General features: G+C 62.7%; 19 protein-coding genes. 11 read left to right on the top strand and 8 right to left on the bottom strand.

Features of this window, described 5'->3' with window-relative positions:
* Nucleotides 1-114: 114 nt before the first annotated feature.
* The 5 genes from IT775_RS08920 to IT775_RS08900 all read right to left on the bottom strand — a co-directional run bounded on the left by IT775_RS08920 (nt 115) and on the right by IT775_RS08900 (nt 5,240).
* Nucleotides 115-1,590: an NAD(P)(+) transhydrogenase (Re/Si-specific) subunit beta gene (locus IT775_RS08920; protein ID WP_212700753.1), complete on the bottom strand. Its 1,476-nt coding sequence runs from the start codon at nt 1,588-1,590 to the stop codon at nt 115-117.
* Nucleotides 1,591-1,607: 17 nt separating this feature from the next.
* The gene (locus IT775_RS08915; protein ID WP_212700752.1) at nt 1,608-3,179 is read right to left on the bottom strand and encodes a Re/Si-specific NAD(P)(+) transhydrogenase subunit alpha; all 1,572 of its coding nucleotides are present in this window, start codon (nt 3,177-3,179) and stop codon (nt 1,608-1,610) included.
* A 124-nt stretch (nt 3,180-3,303) separates the two neighbouring features.
* Nucleotides 3,304-3,756 carry a methyltransferase family protein gene (locus IT775_RS08910; protein WP_212700751.1) on the bottom strand — a complete coding sequence of 151 codons (453 nt, stop codon included), beginning with the start codon at nt 3,754-3,756 and terminating at the stop codon, nt 3,304-3,306.
* Nucleotides 3,757-3,867: 111 nt separating this feature from the next.
* Nucleotides 3,868-4,293 (bottom strand): rhodanese-like domain-containing protein, encoded by a 426-nt coding sequence (locus IT775_RS08905; RefSeq protein WP_212700750.1) that lies wholly within the window; start codon nt 4,291-4,293, stop codon nt 3,868-3,870.
* Complete coding sequence (locus IT775_RS08900; protein ID WP_212700749.1) at nt 4,290-5,240, bottom strand: MBL fold metallo-hydrolase; 951 nt, start codon at nt 5,238-5,240, stop codon at nt 4,290-4,292. Before IT775_RS08900 ends, IT775_RS08905 begins: the two co-directional genes overlap by 4 nt.
* Nucleotides 5,241-5,386: 146 nt before the next feature.
* On the opposite strand from IT775_RS08900, the gene IT775_RS08895 reads away from it, so the two are divergent.
* Together IT775_RS08895 and IT775_RS08890 are read left to right on the top strand one after the other, a co-directional pair.
* Complete coding sequence (locus IT775_RS08895; RefSeq protein ID WP_212700748.1) at nt 5,387-6,139, top strand: SDR family NAD(P)-dependent oxidoreductase; 753 nt, start codon at nt 5,387-5,389, stop codon at nt 6,137-6,139.
* Nucleotides 6,140-6,402: 263 nt separating this feature from the next.
* The gene (locus IT775_RS08890; protein ID WP_212700747.1) at nt 6,403-9,189 is read left to right on the top strand and encodes a Hint domain-containing protein; all 2,787 of its coding nucleotides are present in this window, start codon (nt 6,403-6,405) and stop codon (nt 9,187-9,189) included.
* Between the two features lie 192 nt (nt 9,190-9,381).
* Here the strand turns inward: IT775_RS08890 and IT775_RS08885 are convergent, their stop codons facing one another.
* Entirely contained in the window at nt 9,382-10,161 is a 780-nt protein-coding gene (locus IT775_RS08885) for a gamma-glutamyl-gamma-aminobutyrate hydrolase family protein (protein WP_212700746.1), read from the bottom strand.
* A gap of 105 nt (nt 10,162-10,266) precedes the next feature.
* On the opposite strand from IT775_RS08885, the gene IT775_RS08880 reads away from it, so the two are divergent.
* From IT775_RS08880 to IT775_RS08845, 8 genes are all read left to right on the top strand, one after another.
* Nucleotides 10,267-10,494 (top strand): hypothetical protein, encoded by a 228-nt coding sequence (locus IT775_RS08880; RefSeq protein WP_212700745.1) that lies wholly within the window; start codon nt 10,267-10,269, stop codon nt 10,492-10,494.
* Nucleotides 10,495-10,656: 162 nt separating this feature from the next.
* Nucleotides 10,657-13,209 carry an aminopeptidase N gene (gene pepN / locus IT775_RS08875; RefSeq protein WP_212700744.1) on the top strand — a complete coding sequence of 851 codons (2,553 nt, stop codon included), beginning with the start codon at nt 10,657-10,659 and terminating at the stop codon, nt 13,207-13,209.
* A 100-nt stretch (nt 13,210-13,309) separates the two neighbouring features.
* Nucleotides 13,310-13,753, top strand: coding sequence for a hypothetical protein (locus tag IT775_RS08870; RefSeq protein WP_212700743.1), 444 nt, complete (start codon nt 13,310-13,312; stop codon nt 13,751-13,753).
* A 30-nt stretch (nt 13,754-13,783) separates the two neighbouring features.
* Nucleotides 13,784-14,524 (top strand): SDR family oxidoreductase, encoded by a 741-nt coding sequence (locus IT775_RS08865; protein ID WP_212700742.1) that lies wholly within the window; start codon nt 13,784-13,786, stop codon nt 14,522-14,524.
* A 203-nt stretch (nt 14,525-14,727) separates the two neighbouring features.
* On the top strand, nt 14,728-16,023 hold the full coding sequence (locus tag IT775_RS08860; protein WP_212700741.1) for a hypothetical protein: 1,296 nt from the start codon (nt 14,728-14,730) through the stop codon (nt 16,021-16,023).
* Nucleotides 16,024-16,119: 96 nt separating this feature from the next.
* On the top strand, nt 16,120-17,631 hold the full coding sequence (gene gatB, locus IT775_RS08855) for an Asp-tRNA(Asn)/Glu-tRNA(Gln) amidotransferase subunit GatB (RefSeq protein ID WP_212700740.1): 1,512 nt from the start codon (nt 16,120-16,122) through the stop codon (nt 17,629-17,631).
* 308 nt (nt 17,632-17,939) lie between these two features.
* Nucleotides 17,940-18,425, top strand: coding sequence for a thioesterase family protein (locus tag IT775_RS08850; RefSeq protein WP_212700739.1), 486 nt, complete (start codon nt 17,940-17,942; stop codon nt 18,423-18,425).
* An 84-nt stretch (nt 18,426-18,509) separates the two neighbouring features.
* On the top strand, nt 18,510-18,875 hold the full coding sequence (locus tag IT775_RS08845) for a DUF4177 domain-containing protein (protein WP_212700738.1): 366 nt from the start codon (nt 18,510-18,512) through the stop codon (nt 18,873-18,875).
* Nucleotides 18,876-18,986: 111 nt separating this feature from the next.
* Here IT775_RS08845 and IT775_RS08840 read toward each other — a convergent pair whose 3' ends face one another.
* A complete protein-coding gene (locus tag IT775_RS08840; RefSeq protein ID WP_212700737.1) occupies nt 18,987-19,244 on the bottom strand; it encodes a BolA family protein in 258 nt (85 codons plus the stop codon).
* A 74-nt stretch (nt 19,245-19,318) separates the two neighbouring features.
* Between IT775_RS08840 and IT775_RS08835 the strand changes: the two genes are divergently transcribed.
* Nucleotides 19,319-19,942 carry a J domain-containing protein gene (locus IT775_RS08835; RefSeq protein WP_212700736.1) on the top strand — a complete coding sequence of 208 codons (624 nt, stop codon included), beginning with the start codon at nt 19,319-19,321 and terminating at the stop codon, nt 19,940-19,942.
* Nucleotides 19,943-20,039: 97 nt separating this feature from the next.
* On the opposite strand, the gene IT775_RS08830 is transcribed toward IT775_RS08835, so the two are convergent.
* Entirely contained in the window at nt 20,040-20,822 is a 783-nt protein-coding gene (locus tag IT775_RS08830; RefSeq protein WP_212700735.1) for an FAD binding domain-containing protein, read from the bottom strand.
* Nucleotides 20,823-20,832 lie beyond the last annotated feature (10 nt).

The raw sequence follows: 20,832 nt of genomic DNA, 5'->3' as shown, positions 1-20,832 counted from the left end.
ACAGCCACTCCAACCTGAACGGGCGAGCGGCCAACAGCCCCCCTATTGTCGCCATTTCCCGAAACGAAAAAGGGCGCCCCGGAGGGCGCCCTTTCCAATCCGCTTGGACCGGGATCAGTCGATCTTGGTCAGCAGTTCGTCCAGCGACTTCTTCGCGTCGCCATAGAACATGCGGGTGTTTTCCTTGTAGAATAGCGGGTTCTCGATGCCCGAATAGCCGGTACCCTGACCACGCTTGGACACGATGACCTGCTTGGCCTTCCAGCATTCCAGAACCGGCATGCCGGCGATGGGCGAGTTCGGATCTTCCTGTGCCGCCGGGTTCACGATGTCGTTCGAGCCGATCACGATCGCCACGTCGGTTTCCGGGAAGTCGTCGTTGATCTCGTCCATTTCCAGCACGATGTCATAAGGCACCTTGGCTTCGGCCAGCAGCACGTTCATGTGCCCCGGCAGACGGCCCGCCACGGGGTGGATCGCAAAACGCACTTCCTTGCCCTTGGCGCGCAGGCGCTTGGTCAGTTCCGACACCGACTGCTGAGCCTGAGCCACCGCCATACCGTAACCCGGAATGATGATGACGCTGTCGGCTTCGTCCAGGGCCTGCGCAACGCCGTCGGAATCGATCGCGACCTGTTCGCCCTCGACTTCCATCGCCGGACCGGTTGTGCCGCCGAAGCCGCCCAGGATCACGCTGATGAAGGACCGGTTCATCGCCTTACACATGATGTAGGACAGGATCGCACCCGAAGACCCGACCAGCGCGCCGGTCACGATCAGCAGGTCGTTGCCCAGCGAGAAGCCGATCGCCGACGCGGCCCAGCCCGAATAGGAGTTCAGCATCGACACAACCACCGGCATGTCGGCACCGCCGATGCCCATGATCAGGTGATAGCCGATGAAGAAGGCCAGAAGGGTCATCACCAGCAGCGGCCACAGCGCGCCGGTGCTGAAGTAGATCACCAGCAGCACGAACGATGCCAGTGCCGCGCCAGCGTTCAGCATATGACCGCCGGGCAGCTTCTTGGCCTTGCCGTCCACCTTTCCGGCCAGCTTGCCGAACGCGATGACCGACCCGGTGAAGGTCACGGCACCGATGAACACGCCAAGGAAAACCTCGACCTTCAGGATGTTCAACTCGACCGCGGTCTTGTGTGCCACCTTGCCTGCGAAACCGTCGATACCCTGGTCATGCAGCCACGACAGCAGCCCGGTTTCGTTCAGCGAGGTCGGGGCGCTTGCCATGATCTCGGCCACGCGGGTCATTTCGAACTGCGCGTTGAAGCCGATGAACACGGCGGCCAGACCGACGAAGCTGTGCAGCGCCGCCACCAGCTGGGGCATTTCGGTCATTTCGACCTTCTTCGCCACCAGTTGACCGGCGAAGGCACCGGCCGCGACCATGACCAGCACGATCAGGTAGTTGCCCATGCCGGGACCGAACACGGTCGCGATGACCGCCAGGGCCATGCCGAAAATGCCGTACCAGACAGCGCGCTTGGCGCTTTCCTGACCGGACAGACCGCCCAGCGACAGGATGAAGAGAACAGTTGCCGCGATGTAAGCGGCGGAGACGATACCAATGCTCATTTATCCGCTCCCTTCCCTTAAGATTTCTGGAACATCGCCAACATGCGGCGGGTGACCATGAAGCCACCGACGATGTTGATCGTCGCGATGAGGATCGAGATGGCCGACAGGACCACCACCAGCCAGTTACCGGATCCGACCTGCAACAGCGCACCGAGGATCACGATGCCCGAAATTGCGTTGGTCACGGCCATCAGCGGCGTGTGCAGCGAATGCGAAACGCCCCAGATCACCTGGAATCCCACGAAGCAGGCCAGCGCGAACACGATGAAGTGCGACATGAAGCTGGCAGGTGCGAAGGCACCGACAATCAGCATCAGAACCGCGCCGACGGTCAGAAGGGTGACCTGGAATTTGGTCTGTGCCTTGAACGCGGCAACTTCCTGGGCGCGCTTTTCTTCGGCGGTCAGTTCCTTCGGCGCTTCCTTCTTCTGGGCCGCGATGGCCTGAACTTTCGGCGGCGGCGGCGGGAAGGTGATGTCGCCCTCGAAGGTCACGGTGGCGCCGCGGATCACGTCGTCTTCCATGTTGTGATTGATCTTACCGTCCTTTTCAGGGGTCAGGTCAGCCATCATGTGACGAATGTTGGTGGCGTAAAGCGTCGAAGACTGTGCCGCCATCCGCGAGGGGAAGTCGGTGTAGCCGATGATGGTCACGCCGTTGTCGGTGACGATCTTTTCATCCGCGACGGTCAGCTTGCAGTTGCCGCCTTTTTCCGCCGCGAGGTCGACGATCACGGAGCCGGGTTTCATGGATTTCACCATGTCTTCGGTCCACAGTTCCGGCGCTTCGCGGTTCGGGATCAGCGCGGTGGTGATCACGATATCCATCTCGGGCGCCAGTTCGCGGAACTTGGCCAGCTGCGCTTCGCGGAATTCGGGGCTGGAAACAGAGGCATACCCGCCGGTGGCAGCACCGTCCTGCTGTTCTTCCTCGAAGTCCAGATAGACAAATTCGGCGCCCATCGATTCAACCTGCTCGGCCACTTCGGGCCGCACGTCGAACGCATAGGTGATCGCGCCGAGCGAGGTGGAGGTCCCGATGGCAGCCAGACCGGCCACACCCGCGCCCACCACCAGAACCTTGGCCGGGGGCACCTTGCCCGCCGCCGTGATCTGGCCGGTGAAGAAGCGGCCGAAGTTGTTGCCGGCCTCGATCACCGCGCGATAGCCGGCGATATTGGCCATCGAGCTCAGCGCGTCCATCTTCTGCGCGCGGCTGATCCGCGGCACCATTTCCATGGCGATGACATTGGCTTTCTTCGACTTAGCCAACTCCATCCCCTCTTCATTCCCGGCGGGATTGAAGAAGCTGATCAGTGTCTTGTCCTTGGTCAGGCGCTTCAGCTCGGTTTCGTTGGGCTGGCGGACCTTTGCGATAATGTCCGCGCTTTTCCACAGTTGGGCGGCGGTCTTAATGACCTCTACGCCCGCTGCTTCATAAGCCTCGTCCGAGAAACCGGCATTGGAACCTGCCCCGCTCTCGATTGCGCATTCGTAACCCAGCTTCTGCAGCTGCAGAGCCGAGTCGGGAGTCATCGCAACGCGATTTTCCCCTTCGAACACTTCTTTTGGCGTTCCGATTTTCAACTTACACGTCCCCCTTCAGAACATTGTTGAACCCGCTCCGACATAACGGAGCTATATAGCTTCGATTGGCGCAATAATATTGCGCAGAATAACGCACCCCAGATGCACGTTAAGTGCGCTACTGTCAAATCCAACGGCGCGTCCTTTCACAGTATCTGGCAAAATCCGCACGATATTTTAACCTTAAACTATTTTCTTCGGGTATGACGAAACGTTTTTCGATCACCCAAAGAAATATCGGAATCAGTGGCAGCGCCAACACAGCATCGAAGCGCAGAATCAGTCCGGCAAGGACCAGCAGGTCGCCCAGATAGATCGGATTTCGCGACCGGCTGTAGATACCGCTTTGCACCATTGCGCTGGCTTCCTTGTGCGGGATGATGGTGGTGCGGTGCTTGCGCATCTCGACAACGGCCAGCGCCATCAGCACCAACCCGCCGCCGACAAGGATGCCGCCGAGGAAATCCGCGACCGCCCCGCCGAAGCTCAGCCCCATCGGATAGTAAGCCGACTGAAACCAGGCCAGGACGACGGCGCCAAGCAACCATACCGGCGGGATATCAAGCCATTTCAACATAGCTGCTTCGCCTCCTTTTTCGCAGTCTTCGCCGCGCCGCGGGAATCCTATCACGAAACCATCCGGTATCGTGGCCAATCATTTCCCTATCTCGTGGCTACCCCCGGAACATCATTCCGGTTTCCAGGCGGCCTCCTCCTGCCATCCGGTGAAACCGGTTTGCAGCACCAGCACGTTCTCGCGCCCCATCAGCCGCGCCGCGAAGGTCGCCTGCGCCGACAGGCTGCCGGTATTGCAATACAGGATCACCATGCCGTCTTCGGGCAGTTCGTCGATCCGGCCCGGGATTTCGCGCCATTCGATATGCGTCGCGCCGGGAATATGACCGGCCTCGTACTGGTCGGCATCGCGGGTGTCGACGAACGTCGCCGCCTCGAACACCGCCCTGTCGATCTGCTGCGGCAGGATGATCCCGGATTCATAGGTGGCGAAATCCATGTAGTCGACGATGGCTTCGGCCACGGCATCATCCTGCGCCAGCGCCGGACCGGTGAACCCGATCAGCGCGGCGGCAACAATCGTTGTCAGCTTTGTCATTCCCACTCCATTTCCTCGAAGACCCGGCCCGCGTTCTTGGTGGCCAGTTCATCGAACGTGTCGAGATTGCGCCAACGCTCCTGATCGACGTAATAGGCTTCGGCCAGGTCGCCGCCATTGTCGATATGTTCCCCGATCTTGGTCCGCAGGTCGACAAGATAATCGTGAGTATAGCGCCGCACCTGCGCCAGGTTGGTCATGTGACCATGGCCCGGGATCACATAGGTCGGGTTCAGCGGTTCCAGCTTGGTTTCCCAGGTTTCGATCCAGCAGCTGGTGCAGGTGCCTTCGAAGATCGGCAGCATCCGTTCGTGGAACGCGATATCACCGGCGATCAGCATGCCCCATTGCGGCAGCCAGACCTGAGTGTCGCCCGGATCATGCGCCGGTCCCAAGTGCATCACATGGATATCGACCCCGCCGAGGGTCAGGTTGTATTCGTCCTCGAAACTCAGGTTCGGGGTGACGATCCGGGTGCCTTCGGCCTTGTCCTTGTTATAGCCTTCCATCCCCTGCAGGATGAAATCGGCCTCTTCGGTGAAGGCTTCGATCGCGTCGACATGGGCCAGGATATCGACCCCTTGGTCGACCCAATAGGCATTGCCCAGCATCGCGTGCCCTTGACCGTTTTCGTTGATCACCAGCTTGACCGGTTGATCGGTGACGGCCTTGATTTCGTCATGCAGCGCCTTGGCCAGCCGGACCGAAGCCCCGCCATTGATCACCACGACGCCTTCGTCGGTGACGATGAAGCTGAGGTTGTTGTTGTGGCCGCTGTTTTCATAGCTCGGCGGCGCGGTGGCGCCGGTGGCGGTGAAAACATGCGGGATCACCTCGACAGGCTTCGAGTAGAGTTCGGATTGCGGGTACTGATCCGCGATATCTTCGCTCGCCTGTGCGGCAACGGCAGCGAGAGCCAGCGCACCGGCAACAACAAACGTTTTCATGGAAATCCTCCAAGTGCATTTTCGACAATGAAATTCACAGATACGAATTTGATTGTAAAGGGCCGACACTGCCGTGACGCTACGCTGGGCTTGCGGCACCGTGGCTGACGGATACGCTGCAGAAAACATTCAGGGAGGAACATGACATGGATTTGACGGGCAAACACGCATTGGTCACCGGCGGCGGCACCGGGATCGGTCTGGCCATCGCCAAGGCGCTGGCCGAGGCCGGGGCGCTGGTGACGATCACCGGGCGGCGGCTCAACGTGTTGGAGGAAGTGGCCGAGGCCAACATGTTTCCCGCCGCGATGGATGTGACCGACGAGGCGCAGGTGGTGAAAGTGATTGAAGATGCGGTTGCCGCACGCGGCCCGATCCAGATCTGCGTCGCCAACGCAGGCATCGCCGTCGGGAAGAAACTGCACAAGACCGACACCGCCTTCTGGCGCCAGGTAATGGCCACCAATCTCGATGGCGTTTTCTTCACCATCCGCGAATCGATGCGTTCGATGCTGACCACGGATTGGGGCCGGGTGATCGCGGTGTCCTCGATCGCCGGTGTGCGCGGGCTGCCGGGCGGCGGCGCCTATTCGGCCTCAAAACACGGGGTAATCGGCATGATCCGCTCGATTTCCGAAGATTTCATGGGCCAGCCCTATACCTTCAATTCGCTCTGCCCGGGCTATGTCGACACCGACGTCATCACCCGCAACATCGAATCGATCAGCCAGCGCTCGGGAATGAACGAAGACGAGGCCCGTGACGTTATGGTCCAGGCCAACCGCCACAAGCGCCTGATCGCCGCCGAAGAGGTCGCGGCGGCCGCGATGTGGCTCTGCGATCCCAATTCCGGCAGCGTCAACGGCCAGGAAATCCAGATCGCCGGCGGCAAGGTCTGATCGTCCCGACCGCCTTTTCGAACCAAACGGCTTGCCCGGGCTCTCCGGGCCAGCCGCTCCCCGCGATTGTGACGACATCCGGGCAGCGCGCCACATCCCTGCCCAGTTTCCACGTATCCGTCCAATAGTTTCCCCAATTCCCGCCTATTTCAGTCTCGCCACGATTGTACTGATTTCGGAAACGGTCGGTCGGCTGCCCCGCTTTGCATCGCCTTTGCGGAAACAGCCAACCCGGCGCACGATCTGGAATTGGTAGCTGGTAAATGGCAAATATGAAGTCAGGGCTGGGCGGACCGGCCGGTTACGGTGAAAACGTTTTCTCCCTCGCTCCGAAGACGGTCGGCGACAGCGATGACGGATCGGTCGAAATCGATGCAAGCGCGCTCTTCGGCACGGAGGGGATCGATTTCTTCGGCACCAACTACAACTCGGTGTTCTTGAATTCGAACGGCACCATCAGCTTCGGCGCGGCCCAGACCGCCTACGCGCCCGACCTTGCCGGGACCGGCACCCCCACCATCGCCGCATTCTGGAGCGACATCGACATCACCGAGGGCGGCGAAATCTACTGGGATATCGATCCCGATGCCGGCACGATGACCTTCACGTGGGCCGATGTCGCGCCCTATTCCGGCCCGGGCGACAATTCCTTCCAACTGGTCCTGACCGCGACCGGCGACGGCGACTTCACCACCGAGTTCATCTATGGCGACATCCGCTGGACCAATGGCGGCAGCGGCACGGCGCAGACGGGTTTCACCGATGGCGGCGACAACGTGCTGCCACTGGAGGGATCGGGCAGCCGCTGGGCGCTGCGCGGGTATGAAAACAACGATTTCGGTTCGGGCGATCCGTCAGGCCACTACGTCCAGGGTTTCATCGACGGCGCCCCCGCCGACCCCGACGGGGTTGTCGATGGCAGCACCGGGGCGGATGCGATCGACAACACCTATTCCGATGCGGATGGCGACCAGATCGACCACGGCACCGACACCGCCGATTCCGTGGTGGCGGGTGCAGGCGACGACACGGTGCTTTCCGGCGCGGGCAACGACACCGTGTCGGGTGGCGCCGGCGCCGATACCGTCGATGGCGGCGATGGCGACGACGTGATCTACGGTGACGACCAAACCGATCCCTCCCCGACCGCCCAGGTCCTGGACTGGACGGCGCAGGGCAGCGACGGCACCGACCTCGGCGCCGGCTTCACTCAGGATACCGGCGACATAACGGTAAGCGTCGGCTTCGGCGATGATGGCAACAACAATCCGACCTACGAAATCGACACCACCGGGCAATATGTCGGCACCGGCGAAGACTTCGACCCCAATTCCGGGCTGCGGCTTTACGGCAAAGGCGATGGCGCGACCTCGACCACGACGCTGAGCTTCACCGGCAATCCCGGCAGCAGCGTCGAGGACACGGTTCAGAACGTTTCCTTCCGGCTCTACGATATCGACTGGGGTTCGGGCAACCATACCGACATCGTCAGCATCAACGCCTATGATGCCGACGGCAATCCGGTCGCCGTGACGATCACGCTGGGGGGCGGCGACACGGTGAGTGGCAACACGATCAACGCCGAAACGGTGGCGGAAAGCGCCAGCGATCAGGGCGGTTCGGCGCTGATCGAAATCGCCGGGCCGGTCGGCAGAGTCGAGATCATCTATGGCAATGGCCAGAGCGGCACCCAGGCGATCTGGATGAGCGACATGCATTTCGACACCATCCCGGCGATCGCGGATGGCAATGACGTCTTGTCTGGCGGCACCGGCAATGATGCGATCTACGGCCAGGGCGGCGACGACAGCCTCGGCGGCGGCGACGGCAACGACACGCTGAGCGGCGGCACCGGAAACGACACGCTGCAGGGCGGCGCGGGCGGCGACAGCCTGTCGGGCGGCGCCGGGATGGATTTCATCGATTACTCCGGCTCCGACGCGGGGGTTGCCATCGATCTCGGGGCGAACACCGCTGCGGGCGGCCATGCGGCGGGCGACACGCTGGCTGGCGGGCTCGACGGGATCATCGGGTCCGACTGGGACGACACGCTCACCGGCTATGACGCCGAAGGGCCGGACTGGACAAACGCCTTTTATGGCGGGGCCGGCAACGACCTGATCGATGGCGCGGGCGGCAATGACAGGCTTTACGGCGAAGACGGGGCCGACACCATCCTGGGCGGCGCCGGTGCCGACCTGATCGACGGTGGCGCGGGTGACGACGTGATCCATGCCGGTTCGGGCGACAGCGCCACCGGCGGCGCGGGCGACGACCTGTTCGTGATCGACGAAACCGCGCTTGGCGGCGGCACGATCAGAATCGATGGCGGTGAAGGCGACGAACCGGTTGGCGACACGCTCGATTTCGGCGGCCTGATCGATTGGGATGACATCTCCTATACCAGCACCGATCCCGACGCGCTGGCCGGCTCCGCCACGCTGTCGGACGGAACGCTGGTGGAGTTTTCCAATATCGAGGACGTGATCATCTGCTTCACCGGCGGCACCCTGATCCAAACCGCGCAGGGCGCCCGCCCGGTCGAAGACCTGCGCCCCGGTGACCTGATCCTGACCCGCGATCACGGCATGCAGCCGCTGCGCTGGACCGGATCGCGCAGCGTCACCGGCACCGACAGTTTCGCCCCGATCCGCATCGCTCCCGGAACGCTGGGAAACGACCGGGCGCTGCTGGTTTCGCCACAGCACCGGATGCTGCACAAATCATGTTCGGCAACACTCTATTTCAACGCTCCCGAGGTCCTCATCCCGGCCAAACACATGATCGACGGCAGCTCGATCCAGCAGATCGACCAGCTGAAGGTGGACTACTATCACCTCATGTTCGACCAGCATGAAATCGTCTTCGCCGAAGGCGTCGCTTCGGAAAGCTTCCACCCCGGCCAGATGGGGCTGAGCGCACTGTCGCAGCCTTCGCGCGAAGAGTTGTTTGCGCTGTTCCCGGAACTGCGCAGTGATCCCAACGGCTTCGGCGACACCGCCCGGCTGTGCCTGAAAGCGAATGAAGCCCGGGTGCTGATGGCCGCCTGAGGCGGAAGAAGGGGCTCTGCCCCTCTTGGCCCAAGGGCCAATTCACCCCGGGATATTTTCAAAAAGAAGAAGCCCCGGAGCCCCAATCCTTCTTCTTTTCCCAAATATCCCCGCCGGAGGCAGATCCGAAAGAAAAAGCCGGAGGCATTTTCTTGAGATATCAAGCGCGCCCGGAACGGGCGCACAATCCGGTCACGCCATCTGTTTCAGCGCGACCCGATTCTTGCCCTCGACCCAGTCATACGCGGCGCGCCCGAACGCCTCGAACAGGGGGCGCGACACCGGGTCATTGGCGGCATCGAATTCCGGGTGCCATTGGACCGACAAGGTGAAGCCCGGCGCATCCTTGACATAGATCGCCTCGGGCGTGCCGTCGGGCGCGTAGCCGTCGATGACGATACGGGCCCCGGGCTGCTTGATCCCCTGCCCGTGCAGCGTGTTGGTCATCACCTCCGGCGCGCCCATCAAACGGTGAAACGGGCCGTTTTCGGTAAATTTGACCGTGTGACGAAGGGCGAATTTCTCCTCGAGCGTGCCATCGGGCGGCATCCGGTGGTTCATCCTTCCCGGCAGGTCGCGAATTTCGGGGTAGAGCGATCCGCCCATCGCCACGTTCACTTCCTGGAAACCGCGGCAGATGCCCAGGAACGGTTGCCCGCGCTCGACGCATGCCCGCACCAACGGCAGGGTGATCGCGTCGCGGCAGCGGTCGAAATCGCCATGCGCCTCGGTCGGGTCTTCGCCGTATTCTTCGGGATGCACGTTTGGGCGCCCGCCGGTCAGCACGAAACCGTCGCATGTTTCCAACAGTTCATCGACGCTCACGAAACGCGGGTCGGAGGGGATCAGGACGGGCAAGCAATCCGAAACGCCGGACACCGCTTCGGTATTCATCAGCCCCCCGGCATGAACCGGGTATGAATCATTGAGAAGATATTGATTGCCGATGATACCGACGACCGGACGTGCCATCCTGAACCTCTGATAACCTTGCATGTCCTGAATAATATGATCAGACAGCGAATGGAATAGCATATAGCCGAGACTTCACCCTGCACCAGTGCACATGCCGCATCAATGATCATTCCGATGCGTGCGGCGCATCACCGCCATCGCGCTGCGGGGATCATCGCCCGCGTTGCGATAGCTGTGTTCGAAACTCGGATCGCGCTGGACCGAACCCCCGGTCACCAGCAGTCCGGCACAACCGATGCGGCCTTTGCCGCGCTGCCCGCCGACACGGTCGGAGACCCGACCATCAGGCTCGGCGGTGCGGTGATGATCGACAAGGCTCTGTTGCCCTGAAATCGTGGCTTCGCCTGCTCATCGAACCAACCGGTTGCCAGCCTGATAGCAGGCCCGGTGGCGGGTTGGATGACCCGCCGCCGCACCCCTTTCATCCGCTATTGCAGCCCCCTGCCCCTGCGCCTAACGTCGGCGGCAACGCAAGAACAGGAGATCCCCCGGATGAAAGACGCTGCCCCTCAGACCATTTACCTGAAGGATTACACCCCGCCGGCCTACCTGGTGGACAGCGTGCATCTGACCTTCCGGCTCAGCCCGGAACATACCCGCGTGATCAGCCGGATCGAATTCCGCCCCAACCCGGAAGCCGCCGATAAGGAATTCTTCCTGCACGGCGAAAACCTGCGGCTGTTCTGGGCCAGGATCGACGGCCAGGAGGTGATGCCGGAACTGACGCTGGAGGGCCTGACCTGCGACGTGCTCGACGCGCCATTCACCTGGGAAGCCGAGGTGGAAATCAGCCCCATAAGCAACACCGCGCTGGAGGGGCTTTACATCTCCAACGGCATGTACTCCACCCAGTGCGAGGCCGAGGGCTTCCGCAAGATCACCTATTATCCCGACCGGCCCGACGTGATGGGCGTGTTCACGGTGCGGATCGAAAACGACCTGCCGGTGCTGCTGTCCAACGGCAACCCGGTGGCGCGGGGCGAAGGGTTTGCCGAATGGCACGATCCCTGGCCGAAACCGGCCTACCTGTTCGCGCTGGTGGCGGGCGACCTGGTCAACCACCCCGACAGGTTCACCACCAGGTCGGGCAAGGATGTCGAACTGAACATCTGGGTCCGCCCCGGCGACGAGGATAAATGCGCCTTCGGGATGGAGGCGCTGAAGAAATCGATGAAATGGGACGAGGATGTCTACGGGCGCGAATACGACCTCGATATCTTCAACATCGTCGCGGTCGACGATTTCAACATGGGGGCGATGGAAAACAAGGGGTTGAACATCTTCAACAGCTCCTGCGTCCTGGCCTCCCCGGAAACCAGCACGGACGCCAATTTCGAACGGATCGAGGCGATCATCGCGCATGAGTATTTCCACAACTGGACCGGCAACCGGATCACCTGCCGCGACTGGTTCCAGCTGTGCCTGAAGGAGGGTCTGACGGTTTACCGCGATTCACAGTTCACTTCCGACATGCGGTCCGCCCCGGTCAAGCGGATCGAGGACGTGATCGCCTTGCGTGGCCGCCAATTCCGCGAAGACAACGGTCCGCTGGCCCACCCGGTGCGGCCCGAAAGCTTTGTCGAGATCAACAACTTCTACACCTCCACCGTCTATGAAAAGGGCGCCGAACTGATCGGGATGCTGAAGACGCTGGTCGGCGACGATTCCTATGCCAAGGCGCTGGACCTGTATTTCGAACGGCACGACGGCGATGCGGCGACGATCGAGGACTGGCTGCAGGTGTTCGAGGACGCCACCGGCCGCGACCTTTCACAGTTTAAGCGCTGGTACGAACAGGCCGGCACGCCGCGCCTGTCGGTTTCCGACACGTTCGAGGACGGCACCTACACGCTGAACTTCAAGCAGGACACGCCGCCGACCCCGGGACAGGATCACAAGGACCCGCGGGTGATCCCGATCGCGGTGGGGCTTCTCAATCCCAACGGCGACGAGGTGGTGCCGACTACCGTTCTGGAAATGACCGAAGGAGAACAGAGCTTCCGCTTCGAGGGACTGGCGGCCAAACCGGTGCCGTCGATCCTGCGCGGATTTTCCGCGCCGGTGATCCTGCAACGCGAAACCAGCGACAGCGAACGCGCCTTCCTGCTGGCCCACGACACCGACCCGTTCAACAAGTGGGAAGCGGGCCGCGCGCTGGCGCGCTCGGGGCTGATCGCGATGATCCGCGACGGCGCTTCGCCCGATACCGGGTATCTCAATGCGCTGCAGGCGGTGGTGCGCGACGACACGCTGGACCCGGCCTTCCGGGCGCTGGCGATGAGCCTGCCCAGCCAGGACGACCTGGCGCAGACGCTGGTTGACCTGGGCGAGGTCCCCGATCCCAAGGCGATCTGGCAGGCCGTCGAGGTGCTGAAATTGGCGATGGCGCAGCACATGCAGGACCTTTTGCCGCGGATTTACGCGCAATATCAGGTCGATGGCGCCTATCGCCCCGATGCCGACCAGTCCGGATCGCGGGCGTTGGCCAATGCCGCGCTGGCGCTGATTTCGCGGCTGGATGGCGGCGCGCAGGCGCAGGCGCAGTATGACAGCGCCGACAACATGACCCAGCAACTGGCCGCCCTTGGCTGCCTGATCGCCGCCGGCGAGGGCGACAGGGCAGTGCAGGCCTTCTACGAACAATGGAAACACGATCGGCTGGTGATCGACAAATGGTTCAGCCTGCAGATCATTCAGGCCGATCCCGACCGCGCCGTGGGCACCGCCCGTGCGCTGACCCAACACGCAGATTTCACCATGAAGAACCCCAACCGGTTCCGCGCCACGCTGGGGGCGCTGGCCGGGCATCCGGCCGGGTTCCACCATGCAAGCGGCGCCGGCTACGCATTGCTGACCGACTGGCTGCTGAAGCTCGACCCAGTCAATCCGCAGACCACCGCGCGCATGTGTTCGGCGTTCGAAACATGGAAACGCTACGACAAGGACCGGCAAGGCAAGATCCTGGCCCAACTGGACCGGATTCTGGCCCAGGACGGGCTGAGCCGCGACACCACGGAAATGGTCACCCGCATCCGGAACGCGTGATCCACACGCAACCCGAAGACCGCTACCCGTTGGGATAGATTCCCAACGGGATACTAAACTTTGCCCCATTTTCGGCGTAATATTCGAATAGGGTATAAGCATGTTGCGTATTGAAGAATATCATTTTGACGGGCTGGATCCGTTGCAATGGGCCAAGATGGCGGCGCTGAGCCTGCTGTGGATCCTGCTGTTCGTCACCGCGCGATATCTGTCGGTTCCGGAAGGCATCGCCATGGTGTCCTGCACGTCTTTCTTCACCGCGCTGGTCTGGCGCGGAATCGTCAGCAGCACCCGGTCGGGATGCTGGCTGACCAGCAGCCATTTCCAAGTCTATTACGGTGACAAGCACTGGGCGTTCCCGCTGTCGGGAATCGTATCGATCAGTGGCCGCGGCGGACCGTTTTCGGTCGCCTCGCCCAGCCTTGAACTGACCGGTGGCCGCAAGGTGCGCTTGCCGGTCACTGCCCTGCCCCCGGCGCGGCAGTTGCGACTCTGGTTCGCCCACAGTGCGATCCGGGTTGACGCCCTGCGCAACGCCACCTGATACTTCCGCCCGACAACAAGGGCGGAACAGATGAACCTTTCCCGAACCATCCTGATCACCGGCGGCAGCGCTGGTATCGGCGCGGCCTGCGCCCGACTTGCGGCGGCGTATGGCGCCGATGTGATCCTGACCTACAACTCGGATCGTGCCGGGGCCGAAGCGGTCGCGGCGGATGTCCGTGCCGCCGGGCGCGAGGCGCAGATCGTTCAATGCGATGTTTCAGACCCGGCCCAGATCGACGCGTTGTTCGACGCCATCCCGCCCAACACTGCCATCGACTTGATCAACAACGCGGGGATCGTCGCCCCCGCCGCCCCGGTCACCGACATGACGCCCGAGCGGCTGACCCGAATGTTCGGCGTCAACGTGATCGGTGCCTTCCTTGTCGCCAAGCAGGCCGTGCTGCACATGCGTCGCGCCGGCAAGCCGGGCAATATCGTCAACGTCTCCTCGACCGCCGCGCGGCTGGGATCGGCCAACCAATATGTCGACTATGCCGCCAGCAAGGCCGCAATCGACACTTTCACCCTCGGCCTCGCGGACGAGGTCGCTGCCGAAGGCATCCGGGTGAACGCGGTCCGGCCCGGGCTGATCGAAACCGAAATTCACGCCAAGGGCGGCGAACCCGACCGGCTTGAACGGTTGGTCCACATGGTGCCGATGAAACGCGCTGGTCATCCCGAAGAGGTGGCGGAGGCGATTCTGTGGCTGCTGTCGGACAAGGCATCTTATGTCACCCGGAGCATCCTCGATGTGTCGGCGGGCCGTTGACGATCGTCGGCCTGCCGACGATATCCGACTGATCCGGAAACAATCGAGATACCGCGCCGGGGTTTGTTCCTAAATCCCGAATTCATCAGAATATTCGGGACAGATTTGATCCCTCTATCACCGCGTCTGCGCCATTTTTCGGCCTGAAATCGCCGTCATTCTTCAAGGAACGACGACGACAACCAAGCTGAAACAGAGACGCGATGCCCCTGAAAACCCCGATATCCCAACAGATCAGAAACCTGTCGAAAATCTCCGGTCGGGCGCTGGCCCTGTCGCGTCGGCTGTCATCCGCGTCGCGGGGCCTGAAACGCACAGGCACTGAAGCCTCTTCCCACGTCGCCAAGCCGCTGCGAACAGACGCGTTGGATATTCCCGTCAGCGACATCAGCCTCGAAGAAGCCGAACGCCGGGCACTGGAACAGCGCGGTCAGTTCCTGGCCCGGCAGGACATGTGGGAAATACTGGGCCGGGAAATCCGTGACCTCGACCGGGAACGCGCGGTGACCGCCGGCGGCATGTCCAAGGCCGACCTGCTGGCGCTTGGTGCCCGCAGTGATGTCACGGCCCCGGTGCTGGCCGCCTTTGCCGATCCCGGGCTGATGCCCCAGCACGCCCCGCGCCACGGGCTGCGCGACCTCGAAGGCGTTCTTGACGACCACCCGCACGATTACGGTGTCGCGCTGGTGGTGATCAACGCCTATATCGACATCGCCTGGGCCTGGCGCGGCGACGGCGGGATTGCCGACATTCCCGCCGACCGGCGCCGCGAATTCGAAACCAAGATGGCCCGGGCCGCCGATATCCTCGACCGTTTCAGCCCGTTCGAACATGACAGCCCGGCGCTCGCCGCGACGCGCTGCGCATTGCTGGCCGCCCAGGCCGGTGCCGATCAGCGCATCGTCGACGATTACGAGGACCTGATCGAACTCGACCCGGCCAATCCCCGCCACATGCGCGCTTTCGGCAATCACCTGCTGCCGCGCTGGTTCGGGAGCTACCAGCAACTGGAAATCGGCGCCCGCCGCAGCGCGGTCCTGACCCGGGACATCTGGGGCATGGGCGGTTATGCCTGGACCTACCTGGATGCGCTGGCGGTGGACCCGACGGCAATCGAAATGCTGGACGTCGACTTCTTCCTCGACGCGATGCGCGACATCCTTCAGCGCCGGCCCGATCAGCACATCGTCAACACCTTCGCCGCCTTCTGCGCGGTGACGCTGCAGCAGGACAGGTTCCCGTCGTCGCAGGCCACGCAACTGGCCCGCGCCTTCGACTGGATTCTGCGCGATCACCTGCGCGAAGTGCACCCGGTGATCTGGGCGATGGCGCACGAAGACCCGACGCGGGCCTCCGGCCCCGCGGCCCTGGACAGCATCGCCCGCGACGGCGAAAAACGCGCCCTGCGCCGCATCGCCAGCCATTTCGCCGCCGAAATCCGCCAAGGCGCCCGCATCGTGTTCGACGAAAGCGGCCCGATGGTGATTTCGCCGCGCTAAACGCATCCGGCAGGCGCGAAACCCGCCTGCCCCCTTGCCCCCTCCGCGCCCCTGTCCTAGAAGGCGGTTCTAACCCCGTGACAAAGGACGGACGCGATGTTGGACCTGACCTATGAGACCCCCAAGCCCAAGGTGATCGCCGGGGCGAAACATGACTGGGAACTTGTGATCGGCATGGAGGTCCATGCCCAGGTCAGCTCAAACGCGAAGCTGTTCTCCGGCGCCTCGACCAAATTCGGCGCCGAGCCCAATTCCAACGTGTCCTTCGTCGACGCCGCGATGCCCGGCATGCTGCCGGTGATCAACGAATTCTGCGTCGAACAGGCGGTGCGCACCGGCTTGGGGCTGAAGGCCGAAATTCACCTGTGGTCCGCCTTCGACCGGAAAAACTATTTCTATCCCGACCTGCCGCAGGGTTATCAGATCAGCCAGCTCTACCACCCGATCGTGGGCGAAGGTGAAATCCTCGTCGACATGGGTCCGGGCGTGGCGCGCAAGGTGCGCATCGAACGCATCCACCTGGAACAGGATGCCGGCAAGTCGATCCACGACATGGACCCGAACATGTCCTTCGTCGACCTCAACCGCACCGGCGTGGCGCTGATGGAAATCGTCAGCCGCCCCGATATCCGCGGCCCCGAGGAAGCCGCCGCCTATGTCACCAAGATGCGCCAGATCCTGCGCTACCTGGGCACCTGCGACGGCAACATGCAGAACGGCAACCTGCGCGCCGACGTGAACGTATCGATCTGCCGCCCCGGCGCTTACGAAAAATACATGGAAACCCAAGATTTCTCGCATCTCGGCACCCGCTGCGAAATCAAGAACATGAACTCGATGCGCTTCATCCAGGCCGCGATCGAGGTCGAGGCGCGGCGCCAGATCGCCATTGTCGAAGCCGGCGGCGAGGTCGAACAGGAAACCCGGCTCTACGATCCGGACAAGAACGAAACCCGTTCGATGCGGTCGAAGGAGGAAGCGCACGATTATCGCTACTTCCCCTGCCCCGACCTGCTGCCGCTGGAAATCGAACAGGGCTGGGTCGATGATATCGCCAAGTCGCTGCCCGAACTGCCGGACGAGAAAAAGGCCCGTTTCGTCACCGATTTCGGCCTCAGCGAATACGACGCCAGCGTTCTGACCGCCGAGGTGGAAGCCGCCGATTACTTCGAAAAGGTGGCCGCGGGCCGCGACGGCAAGATGGCCGCGAACTGGGTGATCAACGAACTCTTCGGCCGGCTGAAGAAGGACGACAGGGACATCACCGACAGCCCGGTCAGCCCCGAACAACTGGGCGAGATCATCGGGCTGATCAGCTCGGACGCGATTTCCGGCAAGATCGCCAAGGACCTGTTTGAAATCGTCTATACCGAGGGCGGCGATCCGGAAAAGATCGTCGAAGACCGCGGCATGAAACAGGTCACCGACACCGGCGCGATCGAGGCCGCGGTGGACGAGGTGATCGCCACCAACCCCGATCAGGTCGAAAAAGCTAAGCAAAACCCGAAACTTGCGGGCTGGTTCGTCGGTCAGGTGATGAAGGCCACCGGAGGCAAGGCCAATCCGAAGGCAGTCAACCAGTTGGTGGCGCAGAAACTCGGCCTCTGATCAATCTGATCAAGCGGTGCGCCCTTTCAGGGCGCGCAGGGTGAGCTTTGCCCACGGGCAAAGCGGTGCGGGGGCGCTGCCCCCCGTCGCCGCAAGCGGCGACACCCCCCGGGATATTTTTCAAAAGGAGAAGACCTGTTAGTTTCAAGTCCTCTCCTGTTTTCAAGTGTCCCCGCCGGAGGCATTTTCTTGAGATATGAAGCGCGACCGGAACGGGCGCACAATCGAAACGGGCTTTCCCTTTGCGCAGCAGGCCGGAATGGGGCTAGGGTCGGCGGCGGAAATGCACGACCGAAGGATAGCGCCCGATGACGACCGCCACCCCGTTCATGTCCTCCCTGCAGGAGGTTCTGCCCGAATGGATCGATTATAATGGCCACCTGAACATGGCCTATTACAACGTGTTGTTCGACCGCGGAGCCGACGAGGCTTTCGCGCAGATGGGGTTCGGTCCCGAGTATGCGGCCGAGCGCAAGATGACGACCTATTCGGCGGAATTCCATGTCCGCTACCTGCGCGAGTTGCATGAAGGTGACAAGGTTCGGGTCGCGTTTCAGTTGCTTGATGCCGACGACAAGAGGTTCCATTTCTGCCAGTGGCTCTATCACGAAGATGGCTGGCTGTCGGCCACCGGCGAGGGGCTGGGGCTGCATATCGACATGTCGGGCCCGCGCGTCGCCCCCTACCCGCAAGACGTGGCAGACAAGGTCGCGGCGCTGAAAGAAGCGCATGCAGGGCTTCCCATACCCGACTTCGTTGGCAAGCCGATCGGAATCCGGCGAAAATCCGGCTGACCCCGCGCGAGCCCGGATCAGGGCAGTTTGAAGCGGGACCGATGCACTGCTAGTCTGGGCGCGATTTCAAGAACGGATTTCGCGATGACCATCTATGATTACAAAGTCGTGCCCGCGCCCACCAAGGGCGCAAGGGCGCGCGGCCTCAAAGGGCCGGGCGCCCGGCTGGGCCACAGTTTCGAAACGCTGCTGAACGACATGGCCGGCGATGGCTGGGAATTCCAGCGTGCCGAAACCCTGCCGAGCGAGGAACGCCAGGGCCTGACCCATTCCAGCACCACCTTCCGCACCTTCCTGGTGTTCCGGCGCCCCCGGCGCGGGGATATCGACGCTTTTGCACCGCGTCCGCCGGAAGGCGCCGAGATGGCCCCGGACGCGCGCCAGAACCTGTCCGACCCGGCCGCTTCGCGGGAGGAAGAAGGCGCTGCAAGTCAATCCGGGGAAACCTAGGCGGCAGAGGCCCCGGCCGCGCGTTGAACCCGCGGTACGGAGCGGCTGACACCACAGTCCGCGACCCCATGCGCCCCGACGGGGCTTGCGGATGGCCCGGCGGCTTCCTACCTATGGTTCGACCTCGAGCGCCAAGGCGTGGATCTGACTGATCAGGTCCGCGCCCAGAACCCGGTGAATGGCCCGGTGCCGGTCGATCCGTGACAAGTCCGCAAGTGCCGCCGCGCGGATTTTGACCCGGAAATGGCTTTCGCCGCCGGGTCCATATCCGGCGTGACCGCGATGCATTTCGCTTTCGTCGGTCACGGCCAGAAAGTCGGGAGAGAACGCCGCGCTCAAACGCGACTCGATCTGCGATTTTCTGCTCATTTTCAATCATTGCCCCTTCAATCTGGTGGCAGATGGTCTAAACTCCACGGTCCGAGTCGAAAAGGTGATCCAGAATGGTAAAGTCAGACCCCTTTGGGTTCGATATGTCGATCAAGTCGGCCAAGAAGAAGAATCCCCGTGGCCGCCGCAGCATGTCCGGCGCCACCGAGACATCCACCCGCGTCTGCGAGCATGAAGGATGCGAGGAGGCCGGCAAGTACCGCGCCCCCAAGGCGCCCGACGTGCTGGATGAATTCCGCTGGTTCTGCAAGGATCACGTGCGCGAATATAACCAGAAATGGAGCTTCTTCGAAGGCAAGACCGAAGCGGAGATGAACGCGCAGCATTCCAAGGACAAGGTCTGGGAACGGCAAACCAAACGGATGGACGATCCCGAGGCGCGCGCTTGGGCCCGGCTGGGCATCGAGGACCCGCATCAGGTGCTGGGTGAAAACGCGACCCAGAACCCGGGCAAGTCAAACGGCGGCGGCCGCCGCCTGCCGCCGACCGAAAAGCGCGCGATCGAGATCCTCGAAGCCGAGGTTCACTGGGAAAAGGCGGCGATTCGCAAGGCCTACAAGAAGCTGATCAAGGTGCTGCACCCGGACATGAACGGCGGCGACCGCAGCCAGGAAGAACAGCTGCAGGAAGTCATGTGGGCTTGGGACCAGATCAAGGACAGCCGCAACTTCAAGTGAGCGGTTCTCGGGGCCGGCCCGCCCGCCACCGGGATCACCGCAATGAGAAAAGGCGCCCCGCGGGGCGCCTTTGCTGTTCCTGCATCCGGAACATGGCTCAGGCCGCGGCCACCGCCCGTTTGGTCAGCGTCTTGATCAGGTTGGCGCGGTATTCCGGCGTGCCGTGCAGGTCGCTGATCAACCCGTCGGCAGAGGCGCTGAGGCCGTCCACCGCTTCGGGCGCGAAATTGGCCGACAGGGCCTCTTCCGCCTCGGTCCAGCGGAACACGCCTTCTTCCGAGGCACCGGTCACCGCGACGCGTACGCCGTCGGCGGTCTTGGCCACGAACACCCCGGTCAGCGCGAACCGCGATGCGGGCTGTTCGAACTTCTGGTAATTGGCCTTTTCCGGGATCGGGAATTTCACCGCGGTGACGATTTCGCCTTCCTCCAGCGCGGTGGTGAACACCCCGTCGAAGAAGTCATCCGCCGCGATTTCGCGCGCGTTGGTCACGATGGTCGCGCCCGATCCCAGCACCGCCGCCGGATAGCAGGCCGACGGGTCGTTGTTGGCCAGCGACCCGCCGATGGTGCCGCGATTGCGCACCGCCGGATCGCCAATGCCGCCCGCCAGCGCCGCCAGCGCCGGATAGGCCGAAGCCTCGGCCGCCACGGTGGCATGGGTGGTCGCGGCACCGATGGTCAAGGCACCGCCCGCCGCCGACACGCCCTTGAGCGCCTCGATCGCGGTCAGGCTGACCAGCTTCGACGGCGCGTTCAGCCGCTGTTTCATCGACGGGATCAGGGTCTGACCGCCGCTCAGCGGCAATGCGTCCTCGTCCTTGAGCGCCGCCACGGCCGCGTCAACGCTGGCCGGTTGTTCGAAATCGAAATTATACATCCTTGTTCCT

The organism is Thalassovita aquimarina (assembly GCF_018219815.1).
GTDB classification, from domain to species: Bacteria; Pseudomonadota; Alphaproteobacteria; order Rhodobacterales; family Rhodobacteraceae; genus Thalassobius; species Thalassobius aquimarinus.
The sequence above is the reverse complement of the archived record's forward strand: the minus strand, read 5'-3'. Positions and strand labels throughout refer to the sequence as shown.